This is a genomic window from Salmonella sp. NW722 (assembly GCF_051702785.1).
Classification (GTDB): Bacteria; Pseudomonadota; Gammaproteobacteria; order Enterobacterales; family Enterobacteriaceae; genus Salmonella; species Salmonella enterica.
In genome coordinates this window covers 431,542-449,712 of the sequence record NZ_JAMMIN010000003.1, presented here as the reverse complement: position 1 = coordinate 449,712, position 18,171 = coordinate 431,542, and the positions used below count along the sequence as shown (strand labels likewise).

General features: G+C 54.2%; 16 protein-coding genes and 1 pseudogene. 3 read left to right on the top strand and 14 right to left on the bottom strand.

Translation table 11 applies throughout. From position 1 onward, the window contains the following. Window positions 1-172: 172 nt before the first annotated feature. The 4 genes from nrdD to treR form a co-directional block, all read right to left on the bottom strand. The gene (gene nrdD, locus NA330_RS09820; protein WP_000187818.1) at window positions 173-2,311 is read right to left on the bottom strand and encodes an anaerobic ribonucleoside-triphosphate reductase; all 2,139 of its coding nucleotides are present in this window, start codon (window positions 2,309-2,311) and stop codon (window positions 173-175) included. A 408-nt stretch (window positions 2,312-2,719) separates the two neighbouring features. Next, entirely contained in the window at window positions 2,720-4,372 is a 1,653-nt protein-coding gene (gene treC, locus NA330_RS09815) for an alpha,alpha-phosphotrehalase (RefSeq protein WP_023233270.1), read from the bottom strand. A 49-nt stretch (window positions 4,373-4,421) separates the two neighbouring features. Then, on the bottom strand, window positions 4,422-5,840 hold the full coding sequence (gene treB, locus NA330_RS09810) for a PTS trehalose transporter subunit IIBC (protein WP_023232255.1): 1,419 nt from the start codon (window positions 5,838-5,840) through the stop codon (window positions 4,422-4,424). Window positions 5,841-5,977: 137 nt separating this feature from the next. Beyond that, window positions 5,978-6,925 carry a trehalose operon repressor TreR gene (treR, locus tag NA330_RS09805; RefSeq protein ID WP_001181297.1) on the bottom strand — a complete coding sequence of 316 codons (948 nt, stop codon included), beginning with the start codon at window positions 6,923-6,925 and terminating at the stop codon, window positions 5,978-5,980. Window positions 6,926-7,069: 144 nt separating this feature from the next. On the opposite strand from treR, the gene mgtL reads away from it, so the two are divergent. Both mgtL and mgtA read left to right on the top strand, forming a co-directional pair. Then, complete coding sequence (gene mgtL, locus NA330_RS09800; RefSeq protein WP_105789234.1) at window positions 7,070-7,168, top strand: mgtA regulatory leader peptide MgtL; 99 nt, start codon at window positions 7,070-7,072, stop codon at window positions 7,166-7,168. A 140-nt stretch (window positions 7,169-7,308) separates the two neighbouring features. Then, entirely contained in the window at window positions 7,309-10,017 is a 2,709-nt protein-coding gene (gene mgtA, locus NA330_RS09795) for a magnesium-translocating P-type ATPase (protein ID WP_023241856.1), read from the top strand. A gap of 115 nt (window positions 10,018-10,132) precedes the next feature. Here mgtA and NA330_RS09790 read toward each other — a convergent pair whose 3' ends face one another. The 5 genes from NA330_RS09790 to pyrL all read right to left on the bottom strand — a co-directional run bounded on the left by NA330_RS09790 (window position 10,133) and on the right by pyrL (window position 12,663). After that, complete coding sequence (locus NA330_RS09790; RefSeq protein WP_000252550.1) at window positions 10,133-10,579, bottom strand: transposase; 447 nt, start codon at window positions 10,577-10,579, stop codon at window positions 10,133-10,135. 74 nt (window positions 10,580-10,653) lie between these two features. After that, entirely contained in the window at window positions 10,654-11,040 is a 387-nt protein-coding gene (gene ridA, locus NA330_RS09785; RefSeq protein WP_000047544.1) for a 2-iminobutanoate/2-iminopropanoate deaminase, read from the bottom strand. A gap of 76 nt (window positions 11,041-11,116) precedes the next feature. Further along, on the bottom strand, window positions 11,117-11,578 hold the full coding sequence (pyrI, locus tag NA330_RS09780; protein ID WP_000148567.1) for an aspartate carbamoyltransferase regulatory subunit: 462 nt from the start codon (window positions 11,576-11,578) through the stop codon (window positions 11,117-11,119). A gap of 12 nt (window positions 11,579-11,590) precedes the next feature. Beyond that, window positions 11,591-12,526 (bottom strand): aspartate carbamoyltransferase, encoded by a 936-nt coding sequence (pyrB, locus tag NA330_RS09775; protein ID WP_000013055.1) that lies wholly within the window; start codon window positions 12,524-12,526, stop codon window positions 11,591-11,593. Between the two features lie 35 nt (window positions 12,527-12,561). Beyond that, window positions 12,562-12,663 carry a pyr operon leader peptide gene (pyrL, locus tag NA330_RS09770; RefSeq protein WP_000249504.1) on the bottom strand — a complete coding sequence of 34 codons (102 nt, stop codon included), beginning with the start codon at window positions 12,661-12,663 and terminating at the stop codon, window positions 12,562-12,564. Between pyrL and NA330_RS09765 the strand changes: the two are divergent. Further along, window positions 12,643-12,784: pseudogene (locus tag NA330_RS09765) on the top strand (hypothetical protein). The gene pyrL and the pseudogene NA330_RS09765 sit on opposite strands and share 21 nt — an antisense overlap. Here the strand turns inward: NA330_RS09765 and NA330_RS09760 are convergent. The 5 genes from NA330_RS09760 to arcA all read right to left on the bottom strand — a co-directional run bounded on the left by NA330_RS09760 (window position 12,754) and on the right by arcA (window position 18,167). Continuing rightward, on the bottom strand, window positions 12,754-13,242 hold the full coding sequence (locus tag NA330_RS09760; protein ID WP_000666051.1) for an arginine repressor: 489 nt from the start codon (window positions 13,240-13,242) through the stop codon (window positions 12,754-12,756). The pseudogene NA330_RS09765 and the gene NA330_RS09760 overlap by 31 nt on opposite strands. Window positions 13,243-13,428: 186 nt before the next feature. Continuing rightward, window positions 13,429-14,832: a YfcC family protein gene (locus tag NA330_RS09755; protein ID WP_000514424.1), complete on the bottom strand. Its 1,404-nt coding sequence runs from the start codon at window positions 14,830-14,832 to the stop codon at window positions 13,429-13,431. Between the two features lie 55 nt (window positions 14,833-14,887). Then, the gene (argF, locus tag NA330_RS09750; protein WP_000237031.1) at window positions 14,888-15,892 is read right to left on the bottom strand and encodes an ornithine carbamoyltransferase; all 1,005 of its coding nucleotides are present in this window, start codon (window positions 15,890-15,892) and stop codon (window positions 14,888-14,890) included. Between the two features lie 111 nt (window positions 15,893-16,003). After that, window positions 16,004-16,936, bottom strand: a complete 933-nt coding sequence (arcC, locus tag NA330_RS09745) for a carbamate kinase (RefSeq protein ID WP_000428751.1) — start codon at window positions 16,934-16,936, stop codon at window positions 16,004-16,006. 10 nt (window positions 16,937-16,946) lie between these two features. Beyond that, on the bottom strand, window positions 16,947-18,167 hold the full coding sequence (arcA, locus tag NA330_RS09740; protein WP_000410846.1) for an arginine deiminase: 1,221 nt from the start codon (window positions 18,165-18,167) through the stop codon (window positions 16,947-16,949). Window positions 18,168-18,171 lie beyond the last annotated feature (4 nt).

Genomic DNA, 18,171 nt, shown 5'->3' with positions numbered 1-18,171 from the left:
ACTTACCCAGGTCACTTACTTATGTAAGCTCCCTGGGATTCGTTCGTTTGCCGCCTTGCTACAACACCAACTGCTTAGAGGAAACTCATGAAATTGGAACTATAGCCAGCGGTTGTAGGCCGGATAAGGTGTTTACACCGCCATCCGGCATTTACGCATTGCAAACGGAGGATTAACCTATCTGCCCGTTGCCTAAATGCTTCACGCGGCGCTTCACTTCTTCCTGCTTACCGGCGTTAAACGGGCGTGCGTCCGGGCTGCCTAAATAACCGCACACGCGGCGGGTGACCGAGACGCGTGCGGCGTCGTGGTTGCCGCATTTCGGGCAGGTAAAACCTTTACTGGTACATTCGAACTCGCCGGTAAAGCCGCACTCGTAGCATTCATCGATCGGCGTGTTGGTGCCGTAATACGGTACATGCTGATAGCTGTAATCCCAGACATCTTCCAGCGCTTTCAGGTTGTGCTGAATGTTCGGGTATTCGCCGTAGCAAATGAAACCCCCGTTCGCCAGCGGCGGATACGGCGCTTCGAAATCGATTTTGTCGTACGGGTTAACCTTCTTCTCCACGTCGAGGTGGAAGCTGTTGGTGTAGTAACCTTTATCGGTTACGCCCGGCACTACGCCGAACTCGGCGGTATCCAGACGGCAGAAGCGGTCACAGAGGTTTTCACTTGGCGTGCTGTACAGACTAAAGCCGTAGCCGGTCTCGTCTTTCCACTGATCCACGGCCTGGCGCAGACGCTCCACAATCGCGATGCCTTTAGCGCGAAGTTGCTCGCTGTCGTACAGGTGTTCGCCGCCGAACAGCGCGTTAATGGTTTCATGGATACCAATGTAGCCCAGAGAGATGGACGCACGACCATTTTTAAAGATTTCAGACACGTCGTCGTCCGCTTTCAGCCGCACGCCGCAGGCGCCTTCCATATACAGGATAGGCGCGACGCGGGCTTTCACGCCTTCAAGGCGGGCGATACGGGTCATCAGCGCCTTCCGCGCCAGCGCCAGACGTTCATCCAGCAGTTTCCAGAATGCGGTTTCGTCGCCTTTTGCTTCCAGCGCGATGCGCGGCAGGTTAAGGCTAATCACGCCCAGGTTGTTACGCCCGTCGTGGATCTGCTCGCCGTTTTCGTTCTCCCACACGCCGAGGAAGCTGCGGCAGCCCATTGGCGTTTTGAACGAACCGGTGACTTTGACCACCTGATCGTAGTTGAGGATGTCCGGATACATGCGCTTACTCGCGCACTCCAGCGCCAGTTGTTTAATGTCGTAGTTCGGATCGCCAAACTTGTGGTTCAAACCATCGCGGATAGCGAAGACCAGTTTCGGGAACACGGCGGTTTTGCGATTTTTACCCAGACCGGCGATACGGTTACGCAAAATAGACGCCTGGATCAGACGCGACTCCCAACTGGTGCCGAGGCCAAAACCAAAGGTCACGAAAGGCGTCTGGCCGTTAGCGGTGTGCAGCGTGTTAACTTCGTATTCCAGCGACTGGAAGGCGTCGTAGCACTCTTTTTCGGTGCGAGAACGCGCATACCCTTCGGCATCCGGGATCTGCCACTCATCGGCGGTTTTGCGGTGCTTGTTGTAGCTTTCGGTGACAAACGGCGCCAGCACTTCGTCGATACGGTTAATGGTGGTGCCGCCATAAATATGGCTGGCGACCTGAGCGATAATCTGCGCGGTAACGGCAGTGGCGGTAGAGATAGATTTTGGCGGTTCGATCTCGGCGTTACCCATCTTAAAGCCCTGGGTCAACATGCCTTTCAGGTCGATCAGCATACAGTTGAACATCGGGAAGAACGGCGAATAGTCGAGATCGTGATAGTGGATATCGCCGCGCTCATGCGCTTGTACTACGTCACGCGGCAACAGGTGCTGGCGGGCATAGTGTTTGGCGACAATCCCGGCCAGCAAATCGCGCTGGGTGGGAATGACTTTACTGTCTTTGTTGGCGTTTTCATTGAGCAACGCGGAGTTAGTTTGCTCTACCAGGCCGCGAATTTCCTGGTTCAGACGACCACGCTTTTCACGCTGAATGTCGCGATCGTGACGGTATTCGATGTAGGCGCGGGCAAGCTGTTTGTACGGGCCGGACATCAGTTGGTTTTCAACCGCAGTTTGGATCTCGTTAATATCCACCTGACTGCGTGCGTTCATTTGGCTGCTAACGACTTCTGCGACGGTGGCACAGTAATCTGCGTCATCGACTCCCGCTGCTTTAGCTGCACGTAGAATGGCTTCCTTAATGCGCTCTGATTTGAATGGCACTTTACAGCCATCTCGTTTCATCACATGCGGTGTCATGATCACTCCATATTTGTAAGAACAGGTTATCCACAGAGGCTGGGGAAGCCATAACAGGTTTATTCATCTCTTTTCCAACGACTTCCCGCAATCCTGACCCAGGTTATCCACAATTCACCTTGTGTCGAGTGAACAGGTGTTGTAGCAATTGTAGTCAATTAATACAACATATTGGGTCGGCGTGCATTTTAAAGTCTATATGTAGTGATTTGCATCAAGGATGTTTGCAATTTTATTGATGTAGAACAAGGTAAAAATCAGAGCGTACAGATGGCGGGCGCTGTAGCGTTTGTAAAAGATAGCAAGAAAAATCTGATTAATTATTCAACAAAAACAGTTAGTAACCTGGAGCAACGCCACAGCCCGTGTCAATAGGTTTGTGGCGTTTATCCGTATAAGGACGTCGCGTTAGCGTTGTAACCACCAGATGGCTTCAAATGGGCGGAGCGTCATCGCCGCTGGCTGGCTGGCGACCTCGCCATAATTGTGCAGTAGCGCCTGCCACTGTCCTTTGATATGCGGCGGATGCCACTCCTGACACTGGTCGCTCAGATTGGCGACGACCAGCAGGGTTTGCCCCTGCCACTGGCGGCGATAACACCATACTGATGGGCTATCCAAGAGGAGATCCTGATAATCGCCCCAGATCAGTACAGGCTGGGTTTTACGTAGCGCAATCAGCTTTTGATAGGTGTAAAACACCGAGTTTTTATCGCGTAATGCCGCCGCGACGTTAACCTCCGTATAGTTATCGCACAGGCTTATCCACGGCTCGCCCTGGGTGAAACCGGCGTTTTTACCGTGGTCCCACTGCATCGGCGTGCGGCTGTTGTCGCGGGATTTACTGGCCAGGATAGCCAGTAGTTCGTCGGGGTCGCGTCCGGCGGCGCGTAGCGCGGCAAACATGTTATGGCTTTCCACGTCGCGATAATCGGTGATGCGGGTAAAGTGTGGGTTGGTCATGCCGATTTCTTCGCCCTGATAGATATAAGGCGTCCCTTGCATACCGTGCAGCGCCATCGCCAACATTTTCGCGGCTGGAACCCGGTATTCACCCTCGTCGCCAAAGCGGGAAACGATGCGCGGCTGATCGTGATTACACCAGAATAACGCGTTCCAGGCGACGTTATGCATCCCCTGTTGCCAGTGGCGGAACAACGCTTTCAGCGCCACATAATCAGGTTTTGCCAGCGTCCACTTTTCGCCATTGGGGTAATCCACCTTCAGATGATGAAAATTGAAGGTCATCGAGAGTTCGTCGCCGCTAAGCGCGGCATATTGCTGGCAGTTTTCCAGCGTGGTAGAGGACATTTCGCCTACCGTCATCAGATTACGCGGCGTAAAAACGTCACGGTTCATTTCGCGTAAAAACGTATGCGCGCGCGGTCCGTCGGTATAAAAGCGGCGTCCGTCGCCCGTCGGATCGTCAGGAAAATCCTGATCTTTGGCGATCAGGTTCACCACGTCCAGACGCAGGCCATCCACGCCGCGATCGGCCCAGAATTCGCAGACCTTTTTCAGCTCGGCGCGCACGGCGGGGTTTTCCCAGTTCAGGTCGGCCTGTTCAGGCGCGAAAAGGTGTAAATAATATTGTTCGCTCTGGCTATGCCAGCGCCAGGCGCTGCCGCCAAATTTGGATTGCCAGTTATTCGGGCAGACATCCGGCGTGCCATCGCGCCAGATATAAAACTGACGGTATGGACTCTCTTTGTTCAGCGCTTCGCGAAACCAGGCGTGCTGGGTAGAAGTATGGTTAAACACCATATCCAGGATGATGCGAATACCGCGTGCTTTCGCCTGCGCGACCAGCTCGTCAAAATCATCCAGCGTGCCGTAGGTCGGGTCGATAGCCGTATAATTTGCGACGTCATAACCGTTATCCACCTGCGGCGAGATATAAAACGGCGTGAGCCAGATGGCATCTACGCCGAGTCGCTGTAGATAGTCAAGGTGCTGCGTGACGCCGCGTAAATCGCCGGTGCCGCTGCCGGTCGTGTCCTGAAAACTTTTCGGGTAGATCTGATAAATAACGCCGTTTTGCCACCAGAGGGGAATAGTCATTGTTGTTTCCTGCAAGTGCGTTGGGACGCAACTGCGCCCCGAAGAAGTATTAGACAATTTGTAATGTGCCCTGACGATGCTTACGCTGATAGATAAAGGTGGTCAGAATCACCGGGATAACGATCGCGATAACCATCGCCATGCCGTACACCTGCCAGTAGCGCGGCGGTATAGACAGGATACCCGGCAGGCCGCCCACGCCGATACCGTTGGCGATGACGCCGTTCAGACCGCAGAGCAGTCCCGCCAGACCAGATCCGATCATCGCGCACAGCATCGGAAAACGATACTTCAGGTTGATACCGTACATCGCCGGTTCGGTTACCCCAAGGTAAGCGGAAATGGCGGCAGGAACGGAGATCTCGCGTTCATTGTGTTTACGGCTGGAGATGATGATGCCCACCACGGCGGAGGCCTGCGCGATATTCGACAGCGCAATCAGCGGCCAGACTGGCGTACCGCCCATGCTCTGGATCATCTGCATATCGATAGCGAGCGTTGTCTGGTGGACGCCGGTAATGACCAGCGGGGCATACAGGAAGCCGAACAGCGCCGCGCCTATCGGGGCGAAACTGCCGGTCATCAGATAACGTACCGCAAAGGCCACGCCGTCGCCGATCATACGACCAAAGGGGCCGATAAAGGTGTGGGCGAGAAAGACGGCCAGTATCAACGAACACACCGGGACGACGACCAGGTAGAGATAATCCGGCACGATGCGTTTCAACCGCGTTTCAATAAACCCAAGCGCCAGCCCTGCCAGTAACGCCGGGATAACCTGCGCCTGGTAGCCCACTTTCTCAATGCTAAATAAGCCGAAGTTCCAGACGTCCGGCGTTTGCTGGCCCAGCAGATACGCATTCATCAACTGCGGCGACACCAGCGTCACGCCGAGCACGATACCAAGAATCGGCGTGCCGCCCACTTTTTTCACCGCCGACCAGCAGATCCCCACCGGCAGATAGAAAAAGATCGCTTCGCCGATCAACCATAAAAAATCATAAAGCGTTTTTAGCGCCGGATGCATCTGCGCCAGCGTTTGGCCGTTGCTCATCGGCACATCGCCGATCACGTTACGAAAGCCTAAGATCAAACCGCCGCTGATCAACGCCGGTAGTAGCGGAAAGAAGATCTCCGCAAAGTGGGAAATTAACTGCTCATGCCACTTCATGTTCTGGCGAGCGGCTTTTTTGGCCTGCTCTTTATCAGCATACGCTTTGCCGGTGGTCTCCAGCAGCGCGTTATAGTAATCGCCAACGTCGGTGCCAATCACCACCTGAAACTGACCAGCGTTGGTGAAACAACCTTTAACCATCGGTAATTGTTCGATCTCTTTTGGCCTGGCGTTCGCGGGCTGGTGGAGCACAAAGCGCAGGCGAGTAATGCAGTGGCTCACCGTGGCTATGTTGTCGCGCCCGCCGACCAGGTTAATCAGCCGGTCGATATCGGCTTGTTTTACTTTGCTCATCGTAAAGCCTCATGGCAGAGGAGATATGTTATGGGTTGGCGCAAGAGTATCTCTTCAACGTTGATTTAAAAATGGGAACGTTCCCGAAACGCAGCGACGATCACAAATTACTCGTGGTATTCCGTTTAATCAGTCACTCAGGCGAGGGTAGAAGGAATGACGATCCGGCGCGGATCGCAGCGGCCATTGATCTGTTCGATCAGCTGCGAAGCCGCCTGCCGTCCGGCTTCAGCATAGCCAGGATCGACAGTGACGATCTCCGGGTGCAGGAATTTTATCAGCGGCGTGTTCCCGACGCTTGCCAGTTGCAGCGTCTCAATACGTTGCTCCTGTAAATACTTGCTGGCGCCCAACGCCAGCGTATCGGTGGCGCAGACTAACGCGGTGGTATCCGGCATGATGACGCTTGCCGTATGCTCATAACCCTGCTTCATGGCAAGACCGGGCAGGGCGGCGACGGGGTGAAGTTTATGTTTTTTGCAAAACGCCAGGTATGCGTCATGCCGACGTTTGCCGGTGGTAATATCGCTATGGGGAACGCCCAGAAAGCTAATGTTGCGGTGTCCCTGCTCATACAGCCGCTGCATAAGGATATGAATCGCGCCCTCGTCGTCGTAACAGACGGAGGCAAAACCTTGCGCATCTCTTGCCAGCAGCACCAGCGAGGCTTTCCAGGGGGCGATCAGCTCTTCTGTGATGCCGGTAAAGCCAAACAGCACCACGCCATCAATGTTACGTCGTCTGAGCATGCCCAGATGTTCCATTACCAGCGTCGGCGAGAACTGGCTTTCCATCATAATAGGGTCGTAGCCCTGTTCGTAAAACGCAGGCAGCATGGTCTGAACCGCGAGGTTTTCAGACAACGAATCAAGGCGAGTGACGATAATAGCGACCACTTTATCACTTTGTCCCCGCATCGCACGGGCGGAGCGGGACGGGGAGAAACCGTGTTGATTCATCACCGCTTCGACACGCTCGCGGGTACGTTCGCTTACGCCGCTTTCATTGTTAAGCACGCGGGAAACGGTTGATTTCCCTACGCCGCTCAGGCGGGCGATGTCTTTGATAGTGAGCCGGTTTTGCATCCTGTTTTCCCGTGGCGTGACGCTGATGGTGATAAAAAGAGTAACTTTACTCAAGCGAAGGGCAATGGGCAAAGTCTGGTTTATCGTTGGTTTAATTACGTAACGGTATGATACCGCCATAATTGCCACAAAACTTATGGATTTATGCGTATAATCCGCGGCGCAAATTATTTACTTACCGGAGGCGACATGGACCCTGAACCCACCCCTCTCCCGCGATGGAGAATTTTCCTTTTCCGGTAAGCCTGCCTCTGCTGTCTTACCGGTGTGTAAGACAGTGACACAATAACGTCCCTGTTTTTATTTAAACATTGCTCATCGGGCAAGGCTTTACCGCGCCTGAAGAATTTTCTGCGCCTGACTTCGGCGCGGAGGGATTACCTATGCTAAAAACCATTACCCGCCAGCTTTTTGCCCGGCTTAATCGTCATTTGCCTTATCGTCTGGTTCACCGCGATCCGCTGCCCGGCGCGCAGACCGCGGTAAATGCGACTATCCCGCCTTCGCTGAGCGAGCGCTGTCTGAAAGTCGCGGCAATGGAGCAGGAGACGCTCTGGCGCGTTTTTGATACGCACCCGGAGGGATTAAACGCTGCCGAGGTGACGCGCGCGCGTGAAAAGCATGGCGAAAACCGCCTTCCGGCACAGAAACCCTCGCCGTGGTGGGTGCATCTGTGGGTATGTTATCGCAATCCTTTCAACATCTTACTCACGATTCTTGGCGGCATTTCTTATGCCACGGAGGATCTGTTTGCCGCAGGCGTTATCGCCCTGATGGTCGGTATCTCAACGCTGCTGAATTTTGTGCAGGAAGCGCGCTCGACAAAAGCGGCGGACGCGCTAAAAGCGATGGTGAGCAATACCGCTACCGTACTGCGGGTTATTAATGAAAATGGCGAAAACGCCTGGCTGGAATTACCCATCGATCAACTGGTGCCCGGCGATATTATTAAGCTGGCGGCGGGGGATATGATCCCGGCGGATTTACGGATTATCCAGGCGCGCGATCTGTTTGTCGCCCAGGCGTCGCTGACCGGCGAATCTCTGCCAGTCGAGAAAGTCGCCGCGACGCGTGAGCCCCGGCAAAATAACCCGCTTGAGTGCGACACGCTGTGCTTTATGGGGACGAACGTCGTGAGCGGAACGGCGCAGGCCGTGGTGATGGCGACCGGCGCCGACACCTGGTTTGGTCAATTGGCGGGGCGCGTGTCGGAACAAGATAACGAGCAGAACGCTTTCCAGAAAGGAATTAGCCGCGTCAGTATGTTGCTGATCCGCTTTATGCTGGTCATGGCGCCGGTAGTACTGATTATTAATGGTTACACGAAAGGTGACTGGTGGGAAGCGGCGCTATTTGCGCTCTCGGTCGCGGTAGGGCTCACCCCGGAAATGTTGCCGATGATCGTCACCTCCACCCTCGCGCGCGGGGCGGTGAAGCTCTCGAAACAGAAAGTTATCGTGAAGCACCTTGATGCGATTCAGAACTTCGGCGCGATGGATATTCTGTGCACCGATAAAACCGGCACTCTGACGCAGGATAAAATTGTGCTGGAGAATCACACGGATATTTCTGGTAAGCCCAGCGAGCATGTACTGCATTGCGCCTGGCTGAACAGCCATTATCAGACCGGTCTAAAAAATTTACTGGATACGGCAGTCCTGGAGGGAGTAGACGAAACCGCCGCGCGTCAGCTCTCCGGACGCTGGCAGAAAATCGATGAGATTCCGTTTGATTTTGAGCGTCGCCGGATGTCGGTGGTGGTGGCCGAAGATTCGAGCGTGCATCAACTGGTCTGCAAAGGCGCGTTACAGGAGATCCTGAACGTGTGTACTCAGGTGCGCCACAACGGCGATATTGTGCCGCTGGACGACAATATGCTGCGCCGGGTGAAACGCGTTACCGACACGCTGAACCGTCAGGGGCTACGCGTGGTCGCCGTCGCGACCAAATACCTGCCTGCGCGTGAGGGCGATTACCAGCGTATCGATGAATCTGACCTGATCCTGGAAGGGTATATCGCTTTTCTCGATCCGCCGAAAGAGACCACCGCGCCGGCGCTGAAAGCGCTGAAGGCGAGCGGAATTACGGTGAAAATTCTCACCGGCGACAGCGAGCTGGTAGCGGCGAAAGTTTGCCATGAGGTTGGGCTGGATGCGGGCGATGTCGTTATTGGCAGTGATATTGAAGGGTTAAACGACGACGCGCTGGCGGCGCTGGCCGCCCGTACGACGTTGTTTGCGCGTCTGACGCCGATGCATAAAGAGCGCATCGTCACTTTGCTCAAACGCGAGGGGCATGTGGTCGGTTTTATGGGCGACGGGATTAACGATGCTCCGGCGTTGCGGGCGGCGGATATTGGTATCTCGGTAGATGGCGCGGTGGACATCGCCCGTGAAGCGGCCGATATTATCCTGCTGGAAAAGAGCCTGATGGTGCTGGAAGAAGGCGTCATTGAAGGTCGTCGTACTTTTTCTAATATGTTGAAATATATCAAGATGACGGCCAGCTCAAATTTCGGTAACGTGTTTAGCGTACTGGTGGCGAGCGCCTTTTTGCCGTTCTTGCCAATGCTGCCGCTGCACTTGCTGATTCAAAACCTGCTGTACGATGTATCCCAGGTGGCGATTCCGTTTGATAATGTCGATGAAGAACAAATTCAAAAGCCGCAGCGCTGGAATCCGGCGGATTTGGGGCGCTTTATGGTCTTTTTCGGTCCGATCAGCTCGATTTTCGACATTTTGACCTTTTGTCTGATGTGGTGGGTATTTCATGCGAATACGCCAGAAACGCAAACTTTGTTCCAGTCCGGCTGGTTTGTGGTGGGATTACTGTCGCAAACGCTGATTGTGCATATGATCCGTACCCGTCGTCTGCCGTTTATTCAAAGTCGCGCCGCCTGGCCGCTGATGGCGATGACATTGTTGGTGATGGTGGTGGGAGTTTCGTTGCCGTTTTCGCCGCTGGCGTCTTACCTGCAGTTGCAGGCGCTGCCGTTAAGCTATTTCCCGTGGCTGATTGCCATTCTGGCGGGCTATATGACGTTAACCCAGTTGGTGAAAGGGTTTTACAGCCGACGTTATGGCTGGCAGTAAACACTTTCGTCGGGGATTCGCCAGCGTGCTTAATCCCCGATATCGCTAACCAGGTCAGATGCCCGTAAAGCTCGACAAGTTTTACGCGATCGGCTTTATCTTTAAATTTCTGGGCTTATTCAAGCAACTGTAGAATGCTATATGCAGGCATAAAAAAGAGGAATGTCCAGCTAAGTTTGTAAAATACATTCTCTGCCCCCGAGCCAGAACGAGAGGAGGAGATGTCCCACCGCCGGATATGTTTTGCGGATATGCGACGAAAGCGGCGAATATAGCTAATGCAATAAACTAAGTAAGGAGGAATCGCTAAGGCGGCAGTGGGTTTAGGAAACATAAGGGTAAGCAATATGGCTGCGACAATGAAGCATAAAAAGACTATCTTCGCGGTAGATTCTATCTGTTTTAATTCCTGGCGTATGCTTTCAGCATGTTTCTCCTGCCAGCGACGGAGCGTGCTGTTGCTAAATCCATATTCTTCGCACAACGCCTTATTCGGTACGCCGTTTTTCGACTGTTGCAGAAAATCGGCTATTTGTTCCTCGGTAAAACGCGATCTTACCATTGCCGCCTCTCCATGGCTGTTGGTGCCCCGAACCGGGCAAACTTGCGCCGCCCGGCGGGGATGACGTCCGGCGCTTAGCGACGAACAGCGATCGCTTCAATCTCAATTTTCACGTCTTTCGGCAGACGGGCAACTTCCACGCAGGAACGCGCCGGGAAGGTGGCGTTGTGCTCGGTGAAGAAGGCTTCGTAGGTGGCGTTGACGGTCGCGAAATCGTTCAGGTCTTTCACGAATACGGTCGTTTTCACAATGTCGCCTACTTTCAGGCCAGCGGCTTCCACGATAGCTTTAACGTTTTCCAGCGACTGACGTGCCTGAGCGGATACGTCTTCCGCTACGGCACCGGTTTTCGGATCGACCGGGATCTGACCGGAAGTGATTACCATGCTACCCAGGTCAACGCCCTGTACGTATGGGCCGATTGCTGCTGGTGCATTTTCCGTCGCAATAGTTTTGCTCATGATTTCTCCTGAATTACAGCGGTAATAGAATGTCCCCGCTCATTATAGGGAGCCGGGATCTCATAACCAACCCAAATTAGTTGGCCAGCACCACATAATGCGAAAACTCTTTTTCACAGTATTTGCATTTGAGGGCGATATCATTGGCGCGTTTTTTCACTGCAAAGCTGGAGGATACCGGTTCCGCGTGGCTGATGCAGTTGCTGTTCGGGCAAACCAGCACATTATTAATACGCTCTGGCAGGCTGGGGCGTGATTTCCCGACTACGTCGTAGTTGTCGATGCGGTTAACGGTGGCCTGCGGCGCGTACAGAGCAAGTTGGTTAACCTGCTCATCGGTGAGGAAGGTGTTTTCTATTTTGATTAAGTCTTTACGCCCCATCTCGCCAGACGGGAGATTCAGACCGATAGTGATTCGCTGATCGGTCTCGGTCAATTTAAACAGACTCAGCAGTTTAAAGCCTACCTGCGCAGGGATATGGTCAATCACGGTGCCGCATTTAATGGCTTCAACCTGCAGTTTGTTATCGTGTGTCATCGCTTTTCTCCCTTACAGACTCAGTTCGCTATTCAGTACCAATGCCAGTAACGCCTGGCGAGCGAAAATACCGTTGCCCGCCTGTTGGAAGTACCAGGCGTGTGGCGTTTTATCCACATCCGTGGTGATTTCATCAATGCGCGGCAGCGGGTGCAGTACTTTCATATTTTCACGCGCGCCGTTCAGGTCGCTGGCGCGCAGAACAAACTGCGCCTTCACATTGGCGTACTCCGACGGGTCGAGACGCTCTTTCTGTACGCGAGTCATATAGAGGATGTCGACGTCGGCCATGACCTCTTCAATAGAACCATGCAGGCTCCAGGCCATCCCTTTTTCATCCAGCATATCCAGAATGTACTGCGGCATCGCCAGCGCGTCCGGCGCGATAAAATAAAAACGGTTGCCGCTAAATTTCGCCAGCGCCTGGGTTAGCGAATGCACGGTGCGGCCATATTTCAGATCGCCGACCATCGCGATATGCAGGTTATCCAGACGGCCCTGCGTTTCCTGGATGGTGAACAGATCCAACAGGGTCTGCGTCGGATGCTGGTTCGAACCGTCGCCCGCATTGAGCACCGGCACCTGACCGGAAAACTCCGTCGCCAGACGTGCCGCGCCTTCTTGCGGATGGCGCATCACAATCGCGTCCACGTAAGTGCTAATCACTGAGATCGTGTCGGCTAACGTTTCTCCTTTTTTCCCCAGCGACGTGTTGGCGCTGTCGGAGAAGCCCACTACGCTGGCGCCCAGGCGATGCATTGAGGTTTCAAACGACAGGCGGGTACGCGTGGAGGCTTCGAAAAAGCAGCTGGCGATCACTTTATGTTTCAATAGCTCCGGCTGCGGGTTGGCTTTTAATTTCGCCGCCGTGGCCAGTACCAGATTAAGATCGTCGCGGCTGAGGTCGTTTATGGAAATGATATGTTTTTGATATAGCGGGTTAGCCATGTTTATCTCCTGACGCCTGGGCAAAAAAAAGCCCCTCAATTGAGGGGCTTGGTATTGGTTTTCAACGGAAAGAAAAACGGCAGGCCTGCGTCCTTTTTCAGACGCGGTAAGACAGAATGTCGTACACACTGAACCATGCTTCCTCCCGGCAAATTGTCCGCGATTATACTCAGCTCTGTTTGGGGATCAAGCGAATTAATGCATGATTTACTCATCGCAAACGGTTCTTATGAATTTAAATTCATTTTAAGCAAATAATTAATTTGTTTGTGTACCAGCGCCGTACGCTGAACGACCCGTGGTGCGACCCAGACAATACTGCTACCGGCAACGACGCCGAGAATTTCCGGCAATGCGTGGTAATCCAGAATTCTTGCGACGGCGCGACCATAACCTGCTGCCGTATGGATAAGGATAAATTCGCTATTATGTTCAACGCTGACGACCATTTCGGCTATTGAACGTCCGGCATCCGGCGAAGGACGCCGCTGGGGATTTACGGAATAAATCTTTTGTCCCTTCGTATTTCTGATTTTTATTGCGCCCAGCAGCTTGAGCAGGCGCGAAACCGTAGACTGGCTGATACCTTCAAATCCCTCATTTTGTAAATCGCGGCGAATCTCCTCCTGGGACAGGTAACTTTTTTCACTAATCAGGCGCTGACAAACCGCCAGTTGCTGTTGTTCTTTGGCGGAGTAATCATCGTATTCCTTCATAAATGCACCTTATCTTTATTATTAATATCAACGGACTGGCGAAATTCATCACATTTGTCACATCGATTGCGGATCAATCGGGCGGTTTTGCAGGAAAATGAGAAGCCGATCAAAAAAGGTGACGGCGTGCCTGATGGCGCTGTGCTTATCAGTCCTGTCGGATAAGACGCGTCGCCATCTGGCTCGTTACATCATCGCTCCGATGCTCAGTACCGCCATGTTCAGCAATGTCAGGATCAGCAACAGCGGCGCGACCCATTTCAGATAGCGGACATAGGGAACCCGCGCGATTGCCAGACCGCCCATGACCACGGCGGAGGTGGGAGTAACCAGGTTCACAATCCCGGAGGCCGACTGGTAGGCGGTTACGACCAAATCCCGCTGTACGTGGGCAAAATCCGCTAACGGCGCCATAATGGGCATCGTCAATACGGCAAGACCGGAAGAGGAGGGCACCAGGAAGGAGAGCAATACTTCCAGCCAGTAGGTTACGTTTATGAAAATGGTGGTAGATAGACCGGAAACCAGACTTTCCGCGCTGTGCAAAATGGTGTGGGTAATCATACCGTTATCCATGACCACCACAATGCCGCGCGCGATACCAATAATTAGCGCCACGCCGAGCAAATCCCGCGCGCCGTCGATAAAGGTACTGGTGAACGCTTCCTCACCCATCCGCGTTATCACGCCAACGATAATCGCCGCCGCCAGAAAGACGCCGGAGATTTCCGCCATCCACCAGCCGAGAACCGCCACGCCGTAAATCATCACCGCGAAAGAGGCGGCGAAGATCAGCAGCACCCATTTCCGGGTAGCCGTAAACTCCAGCAGTGTATTGGCGCGATTGCCGAGGAAATGGGCGCGATTTTCCTCCATTTTATCCGCCACGATAGAAAGCTCAGGATGGGCGCGGACTTTGCGCGCATAGCGCATTACCCAAAACACGCACAGTACGTAGCCGACAATTAACAGCAGTACGCGCATCAGCATGCCCTGCGTAAAAGGGATGCCGGCGGCGTTGGCGGCAATGACCGTGGCGAAAGGATTAATGGTCGAACCGAGCGTGCCTATCCCCGCGCCGAGCAGTACGGTTGCCGCCGCCACTAACGGATCGAAGCGGGCCGCCATCATGACCGGCACCAGCAGCGTGTAGAAGGGCAACGACTCCTCCGCCATGCCATAGATAGTGCCGCCTGCGGCGAACAGCGCCATCAGAATGGGGATCATCCACTCATCTTTGCCGTTGAGTTTGATAGTTACCCGTTCAATACCGGCATCAATCGCCCCCGTTTTATTCACCACCCCCAGAAAGCCGCCGATAATCAAGACAAACAGCGCGACGTCAATGGCGCCGGCGGTGTAGGTTTCGTGGTTATAGAGGCCGTCAATCGGCGCCAGTAAAACAGCGGTAATCCCTTGCGGATGCGCGTCCACGGGGGCATACGTTCCCGCCACCGGCACCTCTTTTCCCAGCGTGGCGTTCATCGCCATTTGGTATTTTCCCGCCGGCACAATCCAGGTCATCACCGCGACCAGGGCAATAAGAATAAACAGGATGGTATAAGCGGTGGGAAATTTAAATTTACCCATGATGTTCTCTCCTGATATCACGGATATGCGCCGCAAGGGCGCATATCCTGTGGGATTAGTCGCCGAGCGTCGCCACCATGACCGCTTTGATGGTGTGCATCCGGTTTTCCGCTTCATCGAAGACTATCGAGCCTGCGGACTCGAACACCTCTTCCGTGACCTCCAGTCCTTTCAGGCCGTAAGCCATTTCGATTTCGCGTCCCACTTTGGTGTGCTCGTTATGGAAGGCGGGCAGGCAGTGCATAAACTTCACATCAGGATTACCGGTAGCGTTTACCACCTGCTGGTTGACCTGATATGGCGTCATCAGACTGACGCGCTCCGCCCAGGCTTCTTTGGGTTCTCCCATCGAGACCCAGACGTCGGTATAGAGGAAATCCACGCCGTGAACGCCGTCTTCAACGCTCTCCGTTAAGGTGATACGAGCGCCGGTAACGCTGGCGATTTCCCGGCACTGCGCGACCAGCGCGGCATCAGGCCAGAAGGACTTTGGCGCTATCAGGCGGATATCCATGCCCATCTTCGCCGCGCCCACCATCAGCGAGTTGCCCATGTTGTTGCGCGCGTCGCCCAGGTAGGCGAAGCTCAGTTCCGGCAGCGTTTTACCCGGCGCGTGTTCCAGCATGGTCATCAGATCGGCCAGGATCTGTGTGGGGTGAAATTCATCGGTCAGGCCGTTCCAGACGGGAACGCCCGCGTATTCCCCCAGCTCTTCCACAATGTGTTGACCAAAACCGCGATATTCGATGCCGTCATACATCCGCCCCAGGACGCGAGCGGTATCTTTCATGGACTCTTTATGGCCGATCTGCGAGCCGCTTGGGCCGAGATAAGTCACCTGCGCGCCCTGGTCGAAAGCGGCGACTTCAAACGCGCATCGTGTGCGGGTAGAGGTTTTTTCAAAAATCAGCGCGATGTTTTTGCCGATCAGTGTTTGCTTTTCGCATCCGGCTTTTTTTGCGGCTTTCAGCTCAATAGCCAGATCGATGAGGTGTTGGATTTCCGCCGGGGTGTAGTCAAGCAGCTTCAAAAAGTTACGATTTTTCAGTGAAATAACCATTACAATATCCTTGTTAAAATGAATTGCCTGATGGCGCTGCGCTTATCCGGCCCACGGTTATGCGCGCTCTGTAGGCCGAATAAGGCGGAAGCCGCCATCCGGTAAAAAGCCTTATGCGTCAACGTCGGCGGTTTCACACCGAATCAAAGTGCCTTTCTCGCCCGCGAGAATGGCTTGCCCATCCGCCAGCGAGCCGATTCCGGCAATGCCGCGGCAATGGCTGACAAACTCAGCGCAGGCGGTCACTTTCGGGCCCATCGAACCGGCGTCGAACTGCATTTCACGAAGCAGCTCCGGCGTAACCTGCGCCAGCGGGCGTTGGGTGGGTTTGCCCCAGTCGAGATACACCGCGTCGGCATCGGTCAGAATGAGCAGCGCGTCGGCGTGAATTTGGCTGGCAAGCAGGGCGGCGGACAGATCTTTGTCGATCACCGCCTCGATACCGTGGTAGCCATCGGCTTTTTCCACGACCGGCACGCCGCCGCCGCCGTTACAGATAACCAGGTGATCGCGGCTAATCAGCGCGCGGATGGCATCGTTTTCCACAATGCGTTTCGGCTGCGGGGAGGGCACAACGCGGCGGAAGGCGTTACCGTCGGCTTTGAATACCCAGCCCTTTTCTGCCTGTAACGCACGGGCCTGCGCTTCGTCGTAAATCGGTCCGATATATTTGGTTGGATTGAGGAATGCCGGGTCGTTGGCATCGACTTCGACCTGGGTGAGCAGGACGCTGATTTCACGCTCCGGCAGATGATTCTTCAGCGCCTGTTGCAGCATGTAGCCAATCATGCCCTGGCTTTCCGCACCGAGAATATCGAGCGGGTAGGGCGTAACGTTAGCGTAGGCGCTATTTTGTAGCGCCAGCAGCCCTACCTGTGGGCCGTTGCCATGCACTAACACCACGCGCCATTGCCGGGTAAGCTGGGCGATGGTTCTGGCCGCCAGTTCGATATTTTTACGCTGAATATCAGCCTCCAGCGGTTCGCCGCGTTTGAGCAGCGCATTGCCGCCCAGCGCGACGACCAGTGTGCGTTTGTTTTCCATAACGTCTCCTTTAAATACCATCGCGTTCCAGTGGACAGCTCATGCAGCGTGCGCCCCCGCGCCCGCGACCCAGTTCATCGCCGGGAATGGGAAGGACGGTAATGCCGGCTTTGTCGTATTTTTCGTTGGTCCAGATGTTGCGCTCATAGCCCACCACCACGCCTGGACGCAGGGTGAGCACGTTATTGGCGTCATTCCACTGTTCGCGCTCAGCTTCAAATGCGTCGCCGCCAGTGGTGATTAAGCGCACCTGATCGATGCCAAGCGCTGTTTCAAGAGCATGAACCAGCGTGCTCTCCTGGGTTCGTTTCAGACCGCCGCGTCCGTCTGGCGTCAGCGTCCAGCACTGAACGTCCGGGCGAACGACTTCCGGATAGACGGAGAAGGTGTCGATATCAATGTGGGTCATGACGGTGTCAAGGTGCATACAGGAGCGATGTTTTGGCAGTTCAACGGCAATGACGCGTTCCGCCTGACGATGTTTAAACAATGCCTGCGCCAGGAACTCGACGCCCTGCGGCGTAGTACGTTCAGACATACCGATCAACACCGCGCCGCGGCCAATCACCAGCACATCGCCGCCCTCTAAAGTGGCGTGGTCGTAATTAATGTCCTCGTCGCCGAAATATTTAATGAAATCACCGCCTGCGAATTGAGGATGCCAGCGATAAATAGCACGTAAATTATTCGTTTCACGTTGGCGTGCAGGTTTCGCCATGGGGTTAATTGAGACGCCGTTATATATCCAGCAGGACGTGTCACGGGTAAATAGGTGATTCGGTAATGGCTTCATAATAAAGTCATTAATATCGTGAGTATCGACCACCATATTTTTTATGGAGGCGGGGATTTCGCCGTAAGTTAAACCGCCGCTTAAATGGCGAGCCAGTTCACGGTGCGGCATATCCGCCAGCCAGGCGCGAATATCTGCGGCAAAGGTGGGCCCAAGGCGATAATCGGAAATTTGCGTGTCCAGTAGCCAGGCTTTAGCGTCAGCCACATCCAGCGTTTGGGTGAGCAGGTCGGTTAACAGCAACACTTCTATCCCTTGCTGGCGCAGCGTGTTGGCAAAAATGTCATGCTCTTCGCCAGCGCGCTCTACGGATAATACATCGTCAAAAAGTAATTCCTGACAATTTGAAGGGGTAAGTCTTTTTAGGCTGAGATTGGGCCGATGCAACATTACGCTGCGTAATTGACCGATTTCAGAACCGACAAAATGCTTTTCCATCATT